15 protein-coding genes are annotated in these 18,714 nt (G+C 64.1%); 11 read left to right on the plus strand and 4 right to left on the minus strand.

Going from position 1 to position 18,714, the window contains the following annotated elements; genetic code table 11:
* Positions 1 to 19: 19 nt before the first annotated feature.
* Genes ACSU1G_RS32700 through ACSU1G_RS32710 form a run of 3 tightly spaced genes read left to right on the plus strand, consistent with a single transcriptional unit; the run spans position 20 to position 5,847 of the window.
* Positions 20 to 3,427, plus strand: coding sequence for a pyruvate carboxylase (locus ACSU1G_RS32700; protein ID WP_439285524.1), 3,408 nt, complete (start codon positions 20 to 22; stop codon positions 3,425 to 3,427).
* A gap of 42 nt (positions 3,428 to 3,469) precedes the next feature.
* Positions 3,470 to 5,356: a MinD/ParA family ATP-binding protein gene (locus tag ACSU1G_RS32705; RefSeq protein ID WP_439285526.1), complete on the plus strand. Its 1,887-nt coding sequence runs from the start codon at positions 3,470 to 3,472 to the stop codon at positions 5,354 to 5,356.
* A complete protein-coding gene (locus tag ACSU1G_RS32710; RefSeq protein WP_439285528.1) occupies positions 5,356 to 5,847 on the plus strand; it encodes a peptide deformylase in 492 nt (163 codons plus the stop codon). The genes ACSU1G_RS32705 and ACSU1G_RS32710 overlap by 1 nt, the downstream gene beginning before the upstream one ends.
* Positions 5,848 to 5,895: 48 nt before the next feature.
* Here the strand turns inward: ACSU1G_RS32710 and ACSU1G_RS32715 are convergent, their stop codons facing one another.
* The gene (locus tag ACSU1G_RS32715; RefSeq protein ID WP_439285530.1) at positions 5,896 to 7,725 is read right to left on the minus strand and encodes an AMP-dependent synthetase/ligase; all 1,830 of its coding nucleotides are present in this window, start codon (positions 7,723 to 7,725) and stop codon (positions 5,896 to 5,898) included.
* Positions 7,726 to 7,905: 180 nt separating this feature from the next.
* Here ACSU1G_RS32715 and ACSU1G_RS32720 point away from each other — a divergent pair, with 180 nt between their 5' ends.
* The 3 genes from ACSU1G_RS32720 (at position 7,906) to ACSU1G_RS32730 (ending at position 11,032) form a co-directional block, all read left to right on the plus strand.
* Positions 7,906 to 8,592: a lysophospholipid acyltransferase family protein gene (locus ACSU1G_RS32720; protein ID WP_439285650.1), complete on the plus strand. Its 687-nt coding sequence runs from the start codon at positions 7,906 to 7,908 to the stop codon at positions 8,590 to 8,592.
* Positions 8,593 to 8,630: 38 nt separating this feature from the next.
* The gene (locus ACSU1G_RS32725; protein WP_439285532.1) at positions 8,631 to 9,971 is read left to right on the plus strand and encodes a class II 3-deoxy-7-phosphoheptulonate synthase; all 1,341 of its coding nucleotides are present in this window, start codon (positions 8,631 to 8,633) and stop codon (positions 9,969 to 9,971) included.
* Between the two features lie 131 nt (positions 9,972 to 10,102).
* A complete protein-coding gene (locus tag ACSU1G_RS32730; protein ID WP_439285533.1) occupies positions 10,103 to 11,032 on the plus strand; it encodes a hypothetical protein in 930 nt (309 codons plus the stop codon).
* A gap of 69 nt (positions 11,033 to 11,101) precedes the next feature.
* Here ACSU1G_RS32730 and pknB read toward each other — a convergent pair whose 3' ends face one another.
* On the minus strand, positions 11,102 to 13,051 hold the full coding sequence (pknB, locus tag ACSU1G_RS32735) for a Stk1 family PASTA domain-containing Ser/Thr kinase (protein ID WP_439285535.1): 1,950 nt from the start codon (positions 13,049 to 13,051) through the stop codon (positions 11,102 to 11,104).
* A gap of 73 nt (positions 13,052 to 13,124) precedes the next feature.
* Positions 13,125 to 14,336 carry a LysM peptidoglycan-binding domain-containing protein gene (locus ACSU1G_RS32740; protein ID WP_439285537.1) on the minus strand — a complete coding sequence of 404 codons (1,212 nt, stop codon included), beginning with the start codon at positions 14,334 to 14,336 and terminating at the stop codon, positions 13,125 to 13,127.
* A 128-nt stretch (positions 14,337 to 14,464) separates the two neighbouring features.
* On the opposite strand from ACSU1G_RS32740, the gene ACSU1G_RS32745 reads away from it, so the two are divergent.
* Entirely contained in the window at positions 14,465 to 14,815 is a 351-nt protein-coding gene (locus ACSU1G_RS32745) for an Rv2175c family DNA-binding protein (protein WP_439285539.1), read from the plus strand.
* Between the two features lie 2 nt (positions 14,816 to 14,817).
* Here the strand turns inward: ACSU1G_RS32745 and ACSU1G_RS32750 are convergent, their stop codons facing one another.
* A complete protein-coding gene (locus ACSU1G_RS32750) occupies positions 14,818 to 15,906 on the minus strand; it encodes a polyprenyl synthetase family protein (RefSeq protein WP_439285541.1) in 1,089 nt (362 codons plus the stop codon).
* Between the two features lie 86 nt (positions 15,907 to 15,992).
* Here ACSU1G_RS32750 and ACSU1G_RS32755 point away from each other — a divergent pair, with 86 nt between their 5' ends.
* The 4 genes from ACSU1G_RS32755 to ACSU1G_RS32770 all read left to right on the plus strand — a co-directional run bounded on the left by ACSU1G_RS32755 (position 15,993) and on the right by ACSU1G_RS32770 (position 18,713).
* Positions 15,993 to 16,391 (plus strand): DUF3040 domain-containing protein, encoded by a 399-nt coding sequence (locus ACSU1G_RS32755; protein WP_439285543.1) that lies wholly within the window; start codon positions 15,993 to 15,995, stop codon positions 16,389 to 16,391.
* A gap of 277 nt (positions 16,392 to 16,668) precedes the next feature.
* Positions 16,669 to 17,100, plus strand: coding sequence for a division/cell wall cluster transcriptional repressor MraZ (gene mraZ, locus ACSU1G_RS32760; RefSeq protein ID WP_439285545.1), 432 nt, complete (start codon positions 16,669 to 16,671; stop codon positions 17,098 to 17,100).
* A 102-nt stretch (positions 17,101 to 17,202) separates the two neighbouring features.
* Positions 17,203 to 18,141 (plus strand): 16S rRNA (cytosine(1402)-N(4))-methyltransferase RsmH, encoded by a 939-nt coding sequence (gene rsmH / locus ACSU1G_RS32765; protein ID WP_439285652.1) that lies wholly within the window; start codon positions 17,203 to 17,205, stop codon positions 18,139 to 18,141.
* Positions 18,138 to 18,713, plus strand: a complete 576-nt coding sequence (locus ACSU1G_RS32770; RefSeq protein WP_439285547.1) for a hypothetical protein — start codon at positions 18,138 to 18,140, stop codon at positions 18,711 to 18,713. Before rsmH ends, ACSU1G_RS32770 begins: the two co-directional genes overlap by 4 nt.
* The last annotated feature ends 1 nt before the right edge of the window (position 18,714 follow it).

The raw sequence follows: 18,714 nt of genomic DNA on the forward strand, positions 1-18,714 counted from the left end.
CGAGCCATCAGAGGTGTGCATGTTCCAGAAGATTCTTGTGGCCAACCGTGGCGAGATCGCCATTCGTGCCTTTCGAGCCGCCTTTGAAGTGGGAGCGCGCACTGTCGCTGTCTTTCCTTACGAGGACCGTGGTTCGCAGCACAGGTTGAAGGCCGATGAGGCCTACGAGATCGGGGAGCGCGGGCATCCGGTGCGCGCCTATCTCAACGTCGACGAGATCGTCCGAGTCGCGCTCGAGTCGGGTGCCGATGCGATCTACCCCGGCTACGGATTTCTCTCCGAGAATCCCGAGCTTGCCGAGAAAGCCGCAGCGGCCGGCATCGTCTTCATCGGGCCGCCCTCGAACGTTCTCGAGATGGCGGGCAACAAGGTCGAGGCGAAACGCCATGCGATCGAGGCTGGTGTCCCCGTTCTTCGCTCAACGGAAGCGTCCTCCGACGTAGACGTGCTCGTGGCTCAAGCCGACGAGATCGGCTTCCCGCTGTTCGCCAAGGCTGTGGCCGGTGGTGGTGGCCGCGGTATGCGTCGCGTGGCGAGTATGGGCGAACTCGCCCCGGCACTTGCTGAAGCGATGCGTGAGGCAGAGAGCGCTTTTGGCGACGCGCGCATGTTCCTTGAGCAGGCGGTTCTGCGCCCGCGTCACATCGAAGTGCAGATCGTCGCCGACAAGACCGGCGAGACAGTGCATCTGTTCGAGCGTGACTGCTCGGTGCAGCGCCGCCACCAGAAGGTCGTCGAGATCGCCCCGGCGCCGAACCTGGATGACAGCATCCGCACTGCGCTGCATGGCTACGCCATCGCCTTCGCGCGTTCGATCGGTTATGAGAATGCCGGCACCGTTGAGTTCCTGCTGGAAACGGCGGGAGAGCGCACCGGCGAGGTCGTCTTCATCGAGATGAACCCGCGCATTCAGGTCGAGCACACGGTCACCGAAGAAGTCACAGACGTGGATCTCGTGCAGACGCAGATGCGTATCGCCGCAGGGTCCACGCTTGCCGAACTCGGATTGCAGCAGGGGGACATCCATCTGCGCGGTGCAGCTCTGCAGTGCCGCATCACCACCGAGGACCCCACGCAGGGCTTCCGCCCTGACACGGGCAAGATCACCACCTACCGCTCGCCGGGCGGTGCAGGCATCCGTCTCGATGGTGGCACGGTGCACCAGGGCGCGCAGATCAGCCCGCACTTCGATTCGATGCTCTCCAAGCTCACCTGTCGCGGACGTGACTTCGAAGCAGCCGTCGGACGCGCCCGTCGCGCGCTGGCGGAGTTCCGCATCCGCGGCGTTTCCACGAACATCCCGTTCCTGCAGGCGCTGCTGGCCGATGATGCATTCGTCGCAGGCGATGTCAGCACGTCCTTCATCGACGAACGCCCCGACCTGCTCCAGGGCCGCGTCTCAAAGGATCGTGGCACCAAACTGCTGAACTGGCTTGTCGATGTCACCGTCAACAAGCCCAACGGCGGGCACCCCGGTGCGGCAGACCCCGTGTCGAAGTTGCCGAGTGTCGACCTGACCACGCAGCCGGTACCTGGTTCACGTCAGCGTCTGCTGGAGCTTGGTCCAGAAGGATTCGCGAAGAGCTTGCGCGAACAGAGCGCACTGGCGATCACGGACACGACGTTCCGCGATGCCCACCAGTCGCTGCTGGCCACGCGCGTGCGCACCAAGGATCTCGTCGCCGCGGCGCCCTACCTTGCCCGTCTCACGCCTGAATTGTTGTCGGTCGAGGCCTGGGGAGGTGCGACCTACGACGTCGCTCTCCGCTTCCTGGGTGAGGACCCGTGGGAGCGTCTGGACAAGCTGCGCACCGCGCTGCCGAACGTTAACATTCAGATGCTGTTGCGTGGCCGCAACACTGTGGGCTACACGCCCTACCCGACGGCGGTGACCGAGGCGTTCGTTGCGGAGGCCGCTGCCAGTGGCGTCGACATCTTCCGCATCTTCGACGCGCTCAACGACGTCTCACAGATGCGCCCGGCAATCGACGCGGTGCGCGCCACAGGTACGGCGATCGCTGAGGTGGCGCTGTGCTACACCGGCGACCTTCTGAATCCGGCCGAGGACCTGTACACGCTCGATTACTACCTCGGCCTTGCCGAGCAGATCGTGGATGCCGGGGCGCATATCCTCGCCATCAAGGACATGGCAGGGCTCCTGCGTCCGGCCGCGGCGGCAAAGCTCGTCACCGCGCTGCGTGAGCGCTTTGACCTGCCGGTGCATCTGCACACCCACGACACCCCTGGCGGCCAGCTTGCGACTCTGCTCGCGGCCAGTAACGCCGGCGTCGACGCGGTGGATGCCGCATCCGCTCCGTTGTCTGGCACGACCAGCCAGCCCTCGCTCTCGTCGCTCGTGGCGGCGCTGGCGCACACCGACCGCGACAGCGGTATCGATCTGGATGGCGTATCCGATCTCGAGCCCTACTGGGAAGCCGTGCGCAACCAGTACGCGCCATTTGAATCGGGGCTACCTGGCCCCACCGGACGCGTCTACCACCACGAGATTCCCGGTGGACAGCTGTCGAACCTGCGCCAGCAGGCCAAGGCGCTGGGACTTGCGGATGACTTCGAGCTCATCGAGGACATGTACGCCGCTGCCGACCGGATTCTTGGGCGAGTGCCGAAGGTGACGCCGTCGTCGAAGGTGGTCGGCGATCTCGCCCTGCACCTCGCCGCAGTACGCGCCGACCCCGCAGACTTCGAGGCCAACCCCGAGAAGTACGACGTGCCGGACTCGGTCGTCAGGTTCATGGCCGGTGAACTGGGCGATCTGCCTGGCGGCTGGCCTGAACCCTTCCGTACCAAGGTGCTCGCGGGCCGCGAGGTGCGACTCGGGGTCACGGAGATCTCTGCAGACGATGAGCGGGCGCTGGCCGGTACCAGCCAGGAGCGACGCGAACGTCTGAACACATTGCTTTTCCCGGAGCCGACGCGCGAGTTCGCCCAGCAGCGCGAGCTGTTCGGGGACCTGTCGGTGCTCGACACAAGCGACTACCTATACGGGCTCGTGCAGGGCCAGGAACACGTGGTGGAGATCGACCGCGGCGTGCAGCTCTACGTCGGTCTTGAGGCGATCGGCGAGGTGGATGATCGCGGAATGCGCACCGTCATGACCACGCTGAACGGTCAGCTGCGCCCAGTGTTCGTCAGGGATCGCTCGGTTGCCGTCAATGCGCATGTAGTCGAGAAGGCTGACACTTCCAAGCCCGGTCAGGTGGCAGCACCATTCTCCGGCGTGGTCTCGCTGAAGGTCGAAGTCGGAACGTCAGTTCGCGCGGGTGAACCTGTCGCATCCATCGAGGCAATGAAGATGGAAGCGGCCATCACCGCACCCGTCGACGGCGTGATCGAACGGCTCGCAATCGGGGCCACCCAACAGGTTGACGCAGGTGACCTTTTGGTTGTAATCAGTCCAGCCAAGTAATCTTGTGCAGGCGACACGCTCGCACAAGCTTGGAGTGACACAGTGACATCGAAGAACACACCCGACTCTGCGGGGGATGATTCCCACGGCGTTCTCGACGAGGCAGCCTCGTTGGACACGACCGCCCTGGGAATCATTGGGGCGACCGCGCAGGTCAACGTCGCGCTTCCGCGTGATGAAGACGACGACCTCGTCGACGATTCCGTTCTGGACGGAGAGATCCTTTCAGAACTCATTGTCGACGAGGAAATCGTGAAGGACGTGCCGCCGGAGAAGGATGAAGTGCAGGTGGGACGCATCCAGGAGGATCGCACTGGCATCGTCATCGAACTGCCCATCGAGGAGCCGGTGGAGGACGTCGTGGAAGCGATCGTCGAACCCGAACCGGATGCATCCAAGGGCGCGGATGCTGCTGACGACGCATCCACCGACGACGCAGTGACCGCCGAGGTGATTGTGGAACCGGAGGTTGCGGTCGCCGCTGCGCCCGCAACGGCGAAGTCGAAGAAGGCCAAGCCGAAGGCGAAGCCTGCGCCTGCGGAGAAGCCGGCGCCTGCGGAGAAGCCTGCGCCTGCGCCTGTGCCTGCGGAGAAGCCTGTCGAGAAGCCGGTCGAGCCGAAGCCCGAGCCCGCGAAGGGCACAGCAAAGCCGGCGGCAGAGAACGTGTCAGCCTCCGCGCCGCGCAGCGAGAGCGCCACATCCGCGTGGATCGCCGCAGAGCTGAAAAAGGATGCGAAAGCATCCACGACGCCGGAACCGACAGCTGCGGCATCCGTGTCGCCAGAGAACGTGTCGCCAAAGAGTGCGTCGAGAGAAAACGTGTCGACAGAGACCCTGTCCGCGGAGAAGACGAAGAGCGAGACCGTGAACACTGCCCCGAAAGATCCGAAGCCCACTGAGACGGCAATCGTGCAGCGACCGGCTGTCACGCGACCCGAGGTCGCGCTGACGTCAAGGCGTCTGGGCGACCAACTCGGCCAGTCGACTCGCGAATCCGCCGATCTGCTGACCGCCGATCGCCTGCTCGACCCTCACCAGCAGACCAAGCCAGAGCCGGAGGGTGCTTGGAGCCACTTCCTGTACACGCTTTCCGGTCGAAAGATCAACATCGGCGACGGTAAGCGTGCACGCGCGCGTAAGGCGCTGACCGCGCGAATCGCCGCTCCGCTCGTCGGCGGCGCCCGGTTCGTACCAGTGCTGTCGCGTAAGGGCGGCGTCGGTAAGACCACGATCACGGCGCTTTTGGGCATGGCCCTGGCAGACGCCCGCGATGACCGTGTTATCGCCGTGGACGCCAACCCCGACCGTGGAACGCTGGCTGACCGCATCGTGCGTACCAACGGCAAGTCGGTGCGTGATCTTGTGCGCATCCACGAAGAGGTCAAGGGCTACCACGACATCTCCGCGATCGTTGCGCGAGACACCACGCGACTTGACGTGCTCGCATCCGACACCGACCCTCGTATCGCCGAGGCGTTCAACGACGATGACTATCGTGATGTCGCGAACGTCGCTGCGCACTATTACTCGCTCGTGCTCACCGACACCGGAACGGGCATCGTGCACTCGGTGATGGGCGCGACGCTGGATCTGGCTGATCAGCTCATTGTCGTGTCCGGGCTCAGCGTCGATGAGGCACGTCTGGCATCGGAGACGCTGACCTGGCTCGAGACCAACGGGTACGAGGATCAAGCGCGTAACGCAATCATCGTGCTCAACCAGTCGACTCCTGGCAGCCCGCTCGTTCGGCTGAACGAGTTGGAGTCGCACTTCGCAACGCGTGCGCGGAGCGTCGTGCGGGTGCCGTATGACACTCAGATCGCCGGCGGCGGCGCGATCGTCTTCGCCAATCTGCAGCCCGAGACCCGCCAGGCGGCTCGCGAGCTGGCAGCGCTCCTTGTCGAGGGCCTGCGCACGAGCGCGGCCTGATGGCGGTTCGTGAGATCCGGGTCTTCGGAGACCCGGTATTGCGTACGGTGTGTGCGCCGATCGAGGAGATCGATGACGGCGTGCGATCCCTGGTCGCGGACCTCGTCGACAGCGTTGAACTTCCTGGCCGTGCCGGCGTCGCAGCTCCCCAGATCGGTTTCGCCGTGCGGGCGTTCAGCTACAACATCGATGGCGACATCGGCTACGTGCTCAACCCGGTACTGACCGAGGTTCGCGGAGAGGCAGTGCCGACCGGCGAAGGGTGCCTGTCAGTGCCCGGCATCTGGCACGACGCGCTGCGGCACCCGTGGGCACGCGTCGAAGGTATCGACCTCGACGGGAATCCTGTTGTTCTCGAGGGGGAGGGGTTGCTCGCTCAGGCGCTGCAGCACGAGACAGACCATCTCGACGGCAAGCTGTACCTCACGCGGCTCACGCCGCAGGATCGCAAGACTGCGATGCGCGAGGTGCGTGAAAGCGACTGGTTCTGAACGACAAATGGCCCCGCCGTGGCGGGGCCATTTGTCTCGGTATATGTATCAGCCGCCGAGCGCCACGTTCGTTGTGGTGACCGGCTCGTCATAAATCGCGGTTACTTCGTCGGCGAAGTCCGACATGATCACGTTGCGCTTGATCGACATCTTCGGCGTGAGGTGGCCGCTGTCTTCGGTCCACTCGGAGTCGAGGATCGTGAACTTGCGGATCGACTCGGCGCGCGAGACTTTGCCGTTCGCGACATCAACAGCACGCTGCACTTCGGCTCGGATGGCGTCATTCTTCGACGCCTCCGCGAGAGACATGTCTGTGGCAAGGCCGTTGTTGCCGAGCCAGGTCGGCAACATCTCAGGGTCGAGCGTGATCAGAGCCGAGATGAACGGCTTCTTATCGCCGACGACGACGACCTGGCTGATGATCGGGTTCGCGCGAATCGGATCCTCGAGCGCCGCGGGGGCGACGTTCTTGCCGCCAGCGGTGACGATGATCTCTTTCTTGCGGCCGGTCACGGTGAGGAAGCCCTCTGAGTCGAAGCTGCCGATGTCACCGGTGCGGAACCACCCATCGCGGAAGGACTCGGCGGTGGCCTCCGGGTTGTTCCAATACTCCTTGAAGACGTTGATGCCGCGCACTTCGATCTCGCCGTCATCCGCGAGACGGACGCCGACGCCGGGCAGCGCGGGGCCGACCGAGCCGATCTTGGACTTGTCTGCCAGGTTGACCGTCGCGGGCGCGGTCGTCTCGGTCAGACCGTAGCCCTCCAGGATCACGACGCCCAGACTGTGGAAGAAGTGGCCGAGGCGCGGACCCAGGGGAGCAGACCCCGACACGGCATAGGCGATATTGCCGCCCATGGCCGCGCGGAGCTTGCTGTAGACGAGCTTGTCGAACAGGACGAACTTGATCTTCATCCCGAACGGAATCTTCTTGCCCTCTTCGAGCAGTCGAGAGTGCTCGATCGCGGTGGCGGCGGCGGCACGGAAGATCTTGCCCTTGCCACCTGCCTCTGCCTTCTGCTCCGCCGAGTTATAGACCTTTTCGAACACGCGCGGCACAGCGAGGAGGAAGGTCGGCTTGAACGAGCCCAACGCCGGCAGCAACTGCTTCGTATCGGGCTGGTGCCCCGTGCGCACACCGGCGTGGATGTTGAGGTGCGAGATGAACCGCGCGAAGATGTGCGCCGTGGTGATGAACAGCAGGGTGGAGGCGCCGGGGTTCTCCACGACGGCGCTGAGCGCCCTGGCGGAGTTGCGGCAGAGCTCTACGAAGTTGCTGTGCGTCAGCACGCATCCCTTCGGACGGCCGGTCGAGCCGGACGTGTAGATCAATGTTGCGATGTCCGAGCCCACAGCGAGATTGCGGCGACGTTCGATCTCGGCATCCTCGACACCGATGCCGGCTGCGGTGAGCGAGTCGATCGCGCCCAGGTGTAGCTGCCAGACCTCACGGATCAGTGGCAGGTCGCCGCGCACCTCGTCGAGCTTGGCGAAGTGATCGGCCGACTCGATCATGAGTGCGATCGCGCCGGAGTCTTCCATGATCCACTGGATCTGCGCGGGGGAGCTGGTCTCGTAGATCGGCACCATCACGGCACCGGCGTAGAACAGAGCGAAGTCGACCAGCGTCCAATCGTAGGTGGTGCGGGCCAGGAATCCGACCTTCTCACCGGGCTGGATGCCGGCCGCGACAAAGCCCTTAGAGAGAGCGATCACGGCGGTCTGGAAGTCGGCAGCGCTGATGTTGCGCCATCCCCCACCATCCGGAACAGAGAACAGTGCGAGGTCGGGTGTGCTCTCGACGCGCTTCACCAATAGATCGGTGATGTTCGCATCGGGATCAGCAGGGACGATCGCGGGGACTTCGAATTGAACCACGGCAACTCCTTCGGTACCGGTCGAGCACGGGTTCCCACGAGTCTAGGGCACAACAGTCTCTAAAATACGGCGATTTTGGAATTCAGTCGCGTGTTTTATGACACTCAGTTGCGGTCGCGTCGGGCGCCATCCGCGTCGTCGTCATCATCGAGTGCGGCCTCAGGGATAGACTTCGTGACGATGTTCTACTGGCTGATGAAGTACGTCGTGGTCGGCCCCGTGGTCAAGGCGATCTTCCGCCCTTGGATCGTGGGGCGAAACAACGTGCCCACGCACGGCGCGGCGATCCTGGCGAGTAACCATCTCTCCGTTTCCGATTCAGTCTTTCTTCCGCTGCTGATCGATCGACGGATGTCGTTCCTCGCAAAGAGCGACTACTTCACCGGCCGCGGCATCAAGGGCTGGGCGACGAAGTTCTTCATGCAGGCCACCGGCCAGATCCCGATCGATCGATCCGGCGGCAAAGCCTCTGAGGCATCGTTGAACACGGGGTTGCAGGTGCTCGGAAGCGGTGACCTGCTGGGCATCTACCCCGAGGGGACACGCAGCCCAGACGGCAAGCTCTACCGCGGACGCACCGGCATCGCTCGAATGGCGCTCGAGGCGAAGGTCCCCGTCATCCCGATCGTCATGGTCGACACGGACACCGCGATGCCGATCGGTCAGAGCGTTCCGCGCGTTGTGCGCGTCGGAATCGTGATCGGTGAGCCCCTGGACTTCTCCCGGTATGCCGGGATGGAGAACGACAGATACATCCTGCGGTCGGTCACGGACGAGATCATGGTTGCCCTGCAGAGGCTGGGCGAGCAGCAGTATGACGATGTCTACGCCTCGAGTGTGAAAGAGCGGATGCCTCGCCGCAACTGACGGCGCGCGAGGATGCCAGCGGCCAGTAAGCTGGGGAAATGCCTCAGCAGCACGACGCCACCCTGGACGCCTGGCGCACACTTCCCATCAAGCAGCAGCCGACCTGGCCCGACGCTGACCGCGTTGCGGACGTATCTCGGCAGATCGCGGCGCTTCCTCCGCTGGTGTTCGCCGGTGAAGTGGACAATCTTCGTGATCGGCTCGCTCGCGCAGCATCCGGTCGTGCGTTTCTGCTGCAGGGTGGTGACTGTGCCGAGACTTTCGCTGGCGCCACCGCCGATCAGATCCGTAACCGGATCAAGACGGTGCTGCAGATGGCGGTCGTGCTGACGTATGGCGCCTCGATGCCCATCGTGAAGATGGGCCGCATGGCGGGGCAATTCGCCAAGCCACGCTCCAGCGACTCCGAGACTCGTGGTGACGTCACGCTTCCCGCTTACCGTGGCGACATCGTCAACGGCTACGACTTCACCGAGGGCTCACGCCAGCCCGACCCCGGTCGTCTGCTGCAGGGCTACCACACGGCGGCATCCACGTTGAACCTGATTCGCGCGTTCACGCAGGGTGGTTTTGCGGATCTGCGTGAGGTGCACTCTTGGAACAAGGGCTTTGCGTCGAACCCCGCCAACCAGCGCTATGAGCGCATGGCCGCCGAGATCGACCGGGCCATCAAATTCATGGAGGCCGCAGGAGCCGACTTCGAGGAGCTCAAGCGCGTCGAGTTCTTCACCGGCCACGAGGGCCTGTTGATGGACTACGAGAGCCCGATGACGCGTATCGACTCGCGCACGGACACTCCGTACAACACCTCGGCGCACTTCCTGTGGATCGGGGAGCGCACGCGCGACCTCGACGGCGCGCACGTCGACTACTTCTCCAAGATTCGCAACCCCATCGGTGTGAAGCTCGGCCCGACCACGACTCCCGAGACTGCTCTCGCGCTGATCGACAAGCTTGACCCGAACCGCGAGCCGGGCCGGTTGACCTTCATCACGCGTATGGGTGCGGGCAAGATTCGCGATGCGCTGCCGCCGCTGCTGGAAGCAGTCCGCGACTCGGGTGCGACCCCGGTGTGGGTCACCGATCCGATGCACGGCAATGGCATCACGACGCCCACCGGCTACAAGACGCGTCACTTCGACGACGTGGTCGACGAGGTGCGCGGCTTCTTCGAGGCACATCGCGCCGTCGGGACGTTCCCCGGTGGCATCCATGTCGAGCTCACCGGCGATGACGTCACCGAGTGCCTCGGCGGCTCGGAGCGCATCGACGAGGCCGCCCTCGCGACCCGCTACGAGAGCCTGTGTGACCCGCGCCTGAACCACATGCAGAGCCTCGAGCTCGCCTTCCTGGTCGCCGAGGAGCTCGAAAAGCGCTGAGCGCGCTTCCGCAAGCGTCGAGAACACACAAACCGTCCTTCCTGATCGCGGGGAAGGGCGGTTTGCGTGTTCTCGGCCGGGGCTGTGGACAACGCGAGCGGGGATCGCCGGATGCGCGGCAGGATCGGGGCATGCGACCTCGGATTCCACTGCCTCGTCCACTCAAGTCCACTGCGTTTCAGGTGCAGTCAGGCTCCGCGCGCGGCCTGGGCGAGAAGCGGATGCGAGGACACGACCTCCAGCGACCGTTCCACGGCGTGCGTGCGGCTGAGTCGCCGGAGAGCCTCTCGGACCGCTGCGCGGCACTCAGCAAGACGCTCCAACCCCACCACGTGTTCAGCCATCGAACGGCAGCTGAAATCTGGCGGATGCCGCTGCCGGCTGATGATGACAAGGAAGCCGATGATGACGATGTTCTGCATGTGATGGCGCTGGGGAAGCGCGGACGCATCCGCCGACCCGGCGTGGTCGGCTGGGAACGAACGGAGAACGACCTCGTCACTTACTCTGTGGGGAGCATCCACGTTTGCGCGCCCGCTGATGTCTGGTGTCAGCTGTCGACGCTCATCTCTCGAGAATGGCTTGTCGCCGTCGGAGATTTTCTCATCAGCGGCGAGAGAGATGACGATGGGCGCCGCCCGGCGCTGTGCACGATGGAGCAGCTGAGTGAGGCTATTGCCCGGCACGGGAGACGGCGCGGTGTGGCGGCGCTGCAGTGGGCGTTGGGAATGGTGCGGAGTCCCGTGGACTCTCCGCGCGAGTCATTGTTGCGGCTTGCCCTGGTCGCCGGTGGGCTACCCGAGCCTGAAGTGCAGCTCGCGGTCCAGACGACGAAAGGAATACGGCACGGTGATCTCGGATACCGCGATGCTCGGCTGATCATCGAGTACCAGGGCGATGAGCATCGCACGTCACGTCGCAGATGGCTGCAGGACCTCACGCGGGTGCAGTTGCTGGAGGATGCCGGATATCGAGTGATCCTGGTCGGCGCTGACGACCTTGAAGACGGCGCGGAGGCCCTGATCGGCCGCATCCGTCGCATTCTGGCATCCGCTGGTTGAGCAAGCCTGATCGAGAACACACAAACCGCCCTTCCGGATGCTCGGGAAGGACGGTTTGCGTGTTGTGGGCTAGAGAACGCCACGGATCTGCATGTACACCTCAGTGGACGCACGTCGCATCGAGCCTGATGCCGGGTCGGTGCCGGTGACTTCGGTGTTGCCGTTGTCGAGCGCACTCCACAGGCCGTTCCAAGTGGGCTCGAAGCCGGAGTCTCGGAGCTTCTGGGCGGCTTCATCGCGGGTAAGTCCGGTGACATTCGGCACTTCGAAGAGTTGAGGCCCCTTGGAAACCACGAGCGACGTCGAGTCTCCCCGTTGCCAGTTGCCTTGCTCGGCGCGCTCGGCCATCGAGATCACGATGCCCTGTTCGACGGAGTCGCTGAACTCCTCGAATTGTTCCGTGACCGTGATGCCCTTCTCATCGAGGGTGGCGACAGCATCCGCCGCAAGCATCCCGACGACATCGGGCAGACTGCCGAGCGAAACGAACAGCTTCACGGAATCATCTTCGAAGAGCTCACAGCCGTCACCACAGACGTAATCCTCGCCGCCTGCGCGAGGAGTCACATAAGCATTGATGACGATGTCTGCCGCGGCGTCGGAATACAGCTCGAGAGTCTCGTCCGCGACGTTGACCTTGAGCGTCGACAGATAGTCCCTGGCATCCTGCTCAGCCTTGCCATTCAGCGCCTCAACGGTGTGCGCAGCCGGACCGGTCGAGATGATCACGTGCACCTCGGCGCCCTTATCGAGCTTTTCGCCCTTGCCTGGTTGGCTTCGGATGGCGGTCTCGGCATCCACATCGACCGAACTCTCATCGACACGCACAGGCAGGAAACCTTCTTCGATCAGCGATGCTGACGCAGCCTCATAGCTGAGGCCCGCGACGGGCGGAACTCCGACGAGAGATCCCGGCCCTGAGCCGAACCACCATCCGGCGCCACCGGCCAACACCGCGAGCAGTAGCACCAGCGACAGCAGGAACGCCCCGCGTGCACGCCGCTTGGACGTTCTGCGTCGCAGCAGCGTCGCGTTGTCCATGGGCTGAGCCGCGATCACGGGACCGGTCGGATCGTCGATCACCATCATCGATGGCATGACCTTGGTGAGCTCGCCCGAGTCACTCTGCGAGCGCAACGGCGTGGTCGCTGTCGTGGCGGCCATGGGGGAGACCCCGAGATCGCGTTCGATTTCGCGCAGGCGATCGAGCATCTGCTGGGCGTTATCGGGTCGCTCGTCCGGTGACTTCTCGGTCGACCACAGCACGAGTTCGTCCAGCTGCTCAGGCACGCCGGGATTGCGCACGCTGGGGCGCGGTACCGACTCTGTCGCATGCTGGAAGGCGATCTGCATCGGCTGCTCGCCCTTGTACGGCTGCTCACCTGTGAGCATCTCGTAGAGCATGATGCCGAGGGCATAGATGTCGCTACGGGCATCCGCAGTGCCGCGCGTGACGAGTTCGGGGGCGAGGTATGCGATCGTGCCGAGCAGCTGCGCGCCCGTTGCCGTGTTCGCCGACGTCGCTCGGGCGAGGCCGAAGTCACCGATCTTGATCCGACCGTCTTCAGCGAGGAGGACGTTCTCCGGCTTCACATCGCGGTGCACGATGTCGGCTTTGTGCGCAGCGGCAAGCCCAGAAAGGATCGCATCCATGATCGTGATGGTCTGCGCAATGGTCAGTCGACGCTGTTCACGCATCAACTCACGCAGCGTGATGCCAGGGAGGTACTCCATGACCAAGTAGGCGAGCTCGCCATCCTGACCCTGATCGAAGACGTTGACCACGTGCGGATCGGCGAGTCTGGCGGCCGCGCGAGCCTCCTGGATGAACCGGCTCTGGAACACGGTGTCATCGCTGAGGTGTCCGTGCATCACCTTCAGCGCGATGCGGCGCTCCAGCCGAAGATCGGTGGCGACGTACACCGTGGCCATCCCGCCGCGCGCAATTCGTGCACGCACTCGGTACCGGCCGTCGACAAGCCGCCCAATGAGGGGGTCGGCCTGCTGATTGCTCGTCACGTACAGAGTCTATGAAGAACTGACTGAAAGCCAGGGGAGCGGCTCACCCTTTCGGCGCGGAAACACCGGGGAATCAGCCATAAAGTGCGATCCATTCGTAGGCAGCGCTCTCCCAGGCGCCATAGCGCTCTGGGTACGCCGAGATCTGCACGGACTGTGCGGCCTCGCTGAAGGTCATGCTCTCCCACCCGGGGATGTCGAGCAGACCGCGCGTAGTGCTGCCGTTCGGGTCTGATTGACCACCGTAAAAGACGCGGATGCTGCGATCGCGATCCATGACCTGATCTGGTGTGCCCCAGCCTGTACTGGGACGCTGCTGGAACAGGCCCAGTGAGTCGCGGTCGCCCCAATCGAGGTTGCGCAGCCACGACTCGACCATCGAGGTGGCCAGGGCAATCGCGATGCCGCGTTCTGAAACGCCCAGTTCACGTCCGATCCCGATGATCATGGCCGCGTTCTCGGCCTGCGGCGCGTTGAGCACGGCTGATTCGATCGGCGCCGGGGTGGACGCTGGCGCCTCTGCGGCGGCGGCGACGATGATGCTCTGGCCGGGATAGATGATCGACGAGGGGCCGAGACCGTTCGCCGCATACAGCGCAGCTACCGAGGTGCCGTACTTCTGGGCGATCGCGAAGAGAGTGTCGCCGACGACAACCATGTGCGTGGTGCCAGCAGTGTCAGGCGCGGAGGGCGGCACCGCGGCGGGAGCCGGCGCGGGAGCGGGCTCGGGAGTGGCGGCAGCGGAGATCGCGATGACCTGCCCTGGGTAGATGACCGAATCGCGGCTCAGCCCGTTCGCCGCCAGAATCGCGTCGATCGAGGTGTCGTACTTCTGCGCGATAGCGAAGATGGTGTCGCCTGCGACAACGGTGTGCGTCTGCGCTGACGGAGCAGGCGCAGGAGACGGTGCAGGCGCTGGAGCCGGTGCGGCCGCAGGCGCGGTGAGCCTGAGGCTTTGGCCCGGGTAGATCACTGAGCGCCAACCGAGGTCGTTCCACGTGAGCACATCGACGGTCGCCAGGCCGAACCTGGCGGCGATCGCGGCGACGGTGTCTCCGTATTGCACGTTGTAGGCGGCTGGCGTCGTGTGGGCAGGGACTGCTTTCAGCGCTGCTGATGTCGGTACGGCGACGAGTCGCTGATGCGAGCCGGTTTCCGCAGGCATAGCAGGCATGGCAGCGCTGGCTGGGGCGGCGCTGAATGCGCTCGCGAGAACCCCCAGAACGGCTGCTGGGACGCCGATCTGCGCGTAACGGGTGCGGTGTTGCTCGGTATCGAGTCTCAAAGTTCCCCCTTTTGGGCTCGTAAAACGCTGACACGGATGTATACAGATGTCAACCAAAGGGACAGATGTGACTTAAGTGAATACTGGGACGATGTGCGATGTTCCCCGGGAAATGAGATAGTCAGAACGTGTCTGAGACTGCTCCCGAAACCCCCGCCATCAAGTGGCTGACCACGCCCGATCTCGTCGAGATTCTCGATGAGCCGCTGGGACGGGTGCGGCGCCTCATCGCCGAGCACTATCTGATCGGCTCGACCCGCAACGGAACGTTCGGGGTTCCGTCGATCTTCATCGTCGACGGAGAGCCCCTCGCATCACTGCGGGGCACGATCATCGTCCTCAAGGATGCAGGGCTCACCGATGACGAGGCCATCGACTGGCTTCTGAGTGAACAGGAAGAACTGGGTCGCACTCCGATCGCCGCGCTCCTGGACGGTCACAAGAGCCCGGTCCGCCGGATAGCGCGCACTCTCGCCTGAGATCAGGCCGTTCGTACTGTCGCTGCTCGGGCGAGGTCTCGCAGCTCGCTGACGGAAGCATTGTCGAGCCGTGCGCCGGAGAGCGCCCGGTCGGCCTGCTGCGCGTAAGAAGCGATGAGTTCTTCCACTCGGGCGAGCGCGCCGGAATCGGCGATTGTCGACTGCAGGGCCGACACCTGAGCGGGTGTGAGGTCCGGATCGCCGAGAAGTTCATCCAGCACTCGGCAGGCCGAGGCGCTCAGTCGCTCTCGTGTGAACGCGATCAGAACCGTTCGCTTGCCCTCGCGCAGATCATCGCCCGTCGGCTTTCCGGTGACCGTCTCATCGCCGAACACTCCGAGGACATCGTCGCGCAGCTGAAACGCCATGCCGATCGGATGCCCGAATTTCCGCAGCGCATCCTGTTGAGCCGCATCTGCGCCGGCGAGGGTCGCGCCGAGCAACAGCGGCTGTTCGATGCTGTATCGCGCTGATTTCAGGGAGACGACCCGCAGTGCACGATCCGCGTGCTCGGATGCAGGATTCACCTGCCACGCGGATTCCTCAGCGATATCGAGGAACTGCCCCGTGGTGACGTCGCGGCGCATACGGGCATACTGCCGGCGCACGTCAGGCGCCTGCGGGTGTCCGGCGAGCGACTGCTCGAGCAGATCATCGCTCCACGCGACAAGCAGATCGCCGAGCAGAATCGCGGATGCACGGCCGAATGCCTCAGCATTCCCAGACCATGTCAGCGTGCGGTGCTGCTGCTCCAGCGCGCGATGCGCTGCCGGGCGCCCGCGTCGGGTGTCGGAGTTGTCGATCAGATCGTCGTGCACGAGTGCCGCTGACTGGAAGATTTCCAGCGCGGCGCAGAGGTCCCACACGGCATCTGTCTCAGCGGCAGCGCGGTCGGCGAAGCGTGCCACCGCGCGCCATCCGGCATGGCAGAAACGTGCGCGCAGACGCTTACCGCCCTGCAGCGTGTCTGCTGCGGAGTCGATGAACATCGCGGCATCAGAGCCGTATTCATCGGACTCTGATCGAAGCAGCGTTAAGAAAAGATCCAGGTGGGTGGCGACGGCATCCTGGACTAACGTGGGAGAGGGCACGACATTCAGCTTAGGTTCTCAGCTGATAGGTAGCCTCGGCTGTTTTGCGAGCGTAGACTAGAGACACTGAACCCGAGGGGGGCGTTATGCCACTGTCAGAACAGGAGCAGCGTCTGCTCGATGAGATGGAACGCCATCTCCTGCACAATGATGCAGACATCGTTACTGCGCCCTCAGGCGATCGCACGCTCAGCTATCGCAACCTTGTTTACGGTGCGGTCCTGCTGCTCGTCGGCATCGGCGCACTGGTTGCCGGTGTCGCGCTAGGAAGTCAGCTCGGTGCTGTGGGCAGCATTATCGTCGGCGTGATCGGATTTGCCGCGATGCTCGCTGGCGTCATCCTCGCAGCCACCCCGGTTCGCCGCACCGGCCCAACGCACGTGTCTGGTTCGGCCAGCCGGGCGAAGTCAAAGCCGCCGCAGGACTCGTCCTCTTTCATGGATCGCATGAACGACCGTTGGGATCGTCGCCAAGACGGTCGCTGACCTTACCACCGCTTTACAAGCCCGGATGCATTGCGCATCCGGGCTTTTTTGTGTGCTCTGACGGGTCACTTCCGCAGATTCGACGGTGAGTCCCCACTTGACCCCCACCTTCCTCCACTTCTATTCCGCCGTGTATTCCCGCGGAATATCGGGGGAGTGGAGTGGCTACGGACCCAGACAAGCGATGCTGTCTTCGCCTTCCCATATAAAAGTGGAGCAAAGTGGAGTAAAGTGGGGGACACCTCGAATTGGCCGGAAACAGAGGGGGTGATGGCTGATGTTGTTGGGAACGCACGCACCGAAGCTCGACGACAAAGGTCGAGTCATCCTGCCAGCGAAATTCCGTGAGGATCTCGGGAGCGGCATCGTCGTCACCCGTGGCCAGGAACGCTGCCTTTACGTCTTCAGCACGGCCGAGTTTGAGGCGATGCATGAGCGGATCCGTCAGGCGCCGCTCGGCAACAAGCAAGCCCGTGACTTTCTGCGCATGTTCCTCTCCGGAGCCAGCGCAGAGATGCCAGACAGCCAGAACCGCATCACCATCCCTGCACCTCTTCGTCAGTACGCCGGGCTCGAAAAAGAGCTCATCGTCACTGGCGTCGGCGCGCACGCCGAGATTTGGGATGCCGCGGCCTGGAACGACTACCTCGCCGCTGGCGAAGACACTTACTCAGAACTGGAACAGGAGGTGATTCCGGGACTCTTCTGACCCTTCGACTGTGATGCCCCGCCGCTCCCGCCCCGACACACTTCCCCGGTGCCGGGTCGAGAAGCGGAGGGGAATCAGAGTCGAAGGTCACCGGACATGATCATGAATCTCCGCGACATTCACACCCCAGTCCTCCTGGAGCGCTGCATCGAGCTACTGGCTCCCGCGCTGCAGCACGACGGTGCCGTACTGGTCGACGCCACGCTCGGCATGGGCGGCCACTCCGAAGCCCTGCTCGAGCGGTTCGACAACATCCGCCTGATCGGCCTCGACCGCGACACCGACGCACTGCGCATCGCCGGCCAGCGACTGGAGCGCTTCGCAGATCGGATCACGCTCGTGCACACCGTGTACGACGAGATCGGGCTGCACGCGCACGGCGCTTCCGGCATCCTGATGGATCTCGGCGTCTCTTCCTTGCAGCTTGACGAGGCAGAGCGCGGCTTCGCGTACTCGAAGGATGCTCCGCTGGACATGCGGATGGATCAGACGAAGGGCGTCACGGCCGCTGAAGTTCTGGCGACCTACAGCGAGGGAAACCTCCGACGCATCTTCGAGCGCTACGGCGAGGAGAAGCTCGCCGCGCGTTACTCCCGCTTCATCGTGCAGGCCCGCGACGAACACCCGTTCGTGCGATCTCAGGATCTCGTGGACCTGCTCCAGGCTGCGACGCCGGCTGCCGTGCAACGCGCAGGGCATCCAGCCAAGCGCGTGTTCCAGGCGCTGCGTATCGAGGTCAATTCCGAGCTCAGCGTGCTGGCCGATGCCATTCCCGCCGCCATGGACGCGCTGACCGTCGGTGGGCGCATCGTGGTGATGAGCTACCAGTCGCTGGAGGATCGCCTCATCAAGCAGGCCTTCGCAGCGGCATCCAAATCCACCGCTCCCGCCGGGCTCCCTGTCGAACTGCCACAGCACGCCCCCCGGTTCCGGACCATCACCAAGGGTGCAGAACTCGCAAGCGATGAGGAGAAGGCACGCAACCCGCGAGCCATTCCCGTTCGCCTGCGTGCCGCCGAACGAATCAGGGAGGCAGTGTGAACCGCGCGACCGCCGCAGCACTGCTGCCGCAGCCGAAGGCTCCAACGACGCGTCCTGCGCGTCAGCTCAAGCCCGTCACCGCCCCTGCACCGCGCAGTCGGCCGAAGCTCGCCTACGCGCTCATCGCGCTCGGCGGGGCTGCGGCGATCGGTATCGGTCAGATCGGGCTGTCGCTCGCCATCACGCAGGACTCCTTCGTACTTGCCGACCTCGCCTCGCAGCAGCGGGAGCTCAACTTGCAGGCGAGTGCGCTTGAGGATGACATGGCGGGACTCGCCTCGCCTCAGATGCTGGCGACGAAAGCTGCCGAGCTGGGCATGGTCGTCAATGGCGCTGCGTCCTACCTGCGTCTCAGCGATTCGGCGATCCTCGGTGCGAACGTCGGGGCCGGGCCGCAGTCCTCGGTAGATCCGATGGGCAGCGGAGCAGTCAACAACGCGCTCCTGGATGCACCGGTCGCGCCGGTTGCCACTGCAGAAGAAGAGCAGACCGCTGAGGATGCTCCAGAGACCGTCGATCCGAGCCTTCCCCCGCCAATAACAGAGGGGCTGCCCAGCCCCACCACCCGCTGAA

The sequence above is a fragment of the Microbacterium sp. A93 genome, from assembly GCF_051842835.1.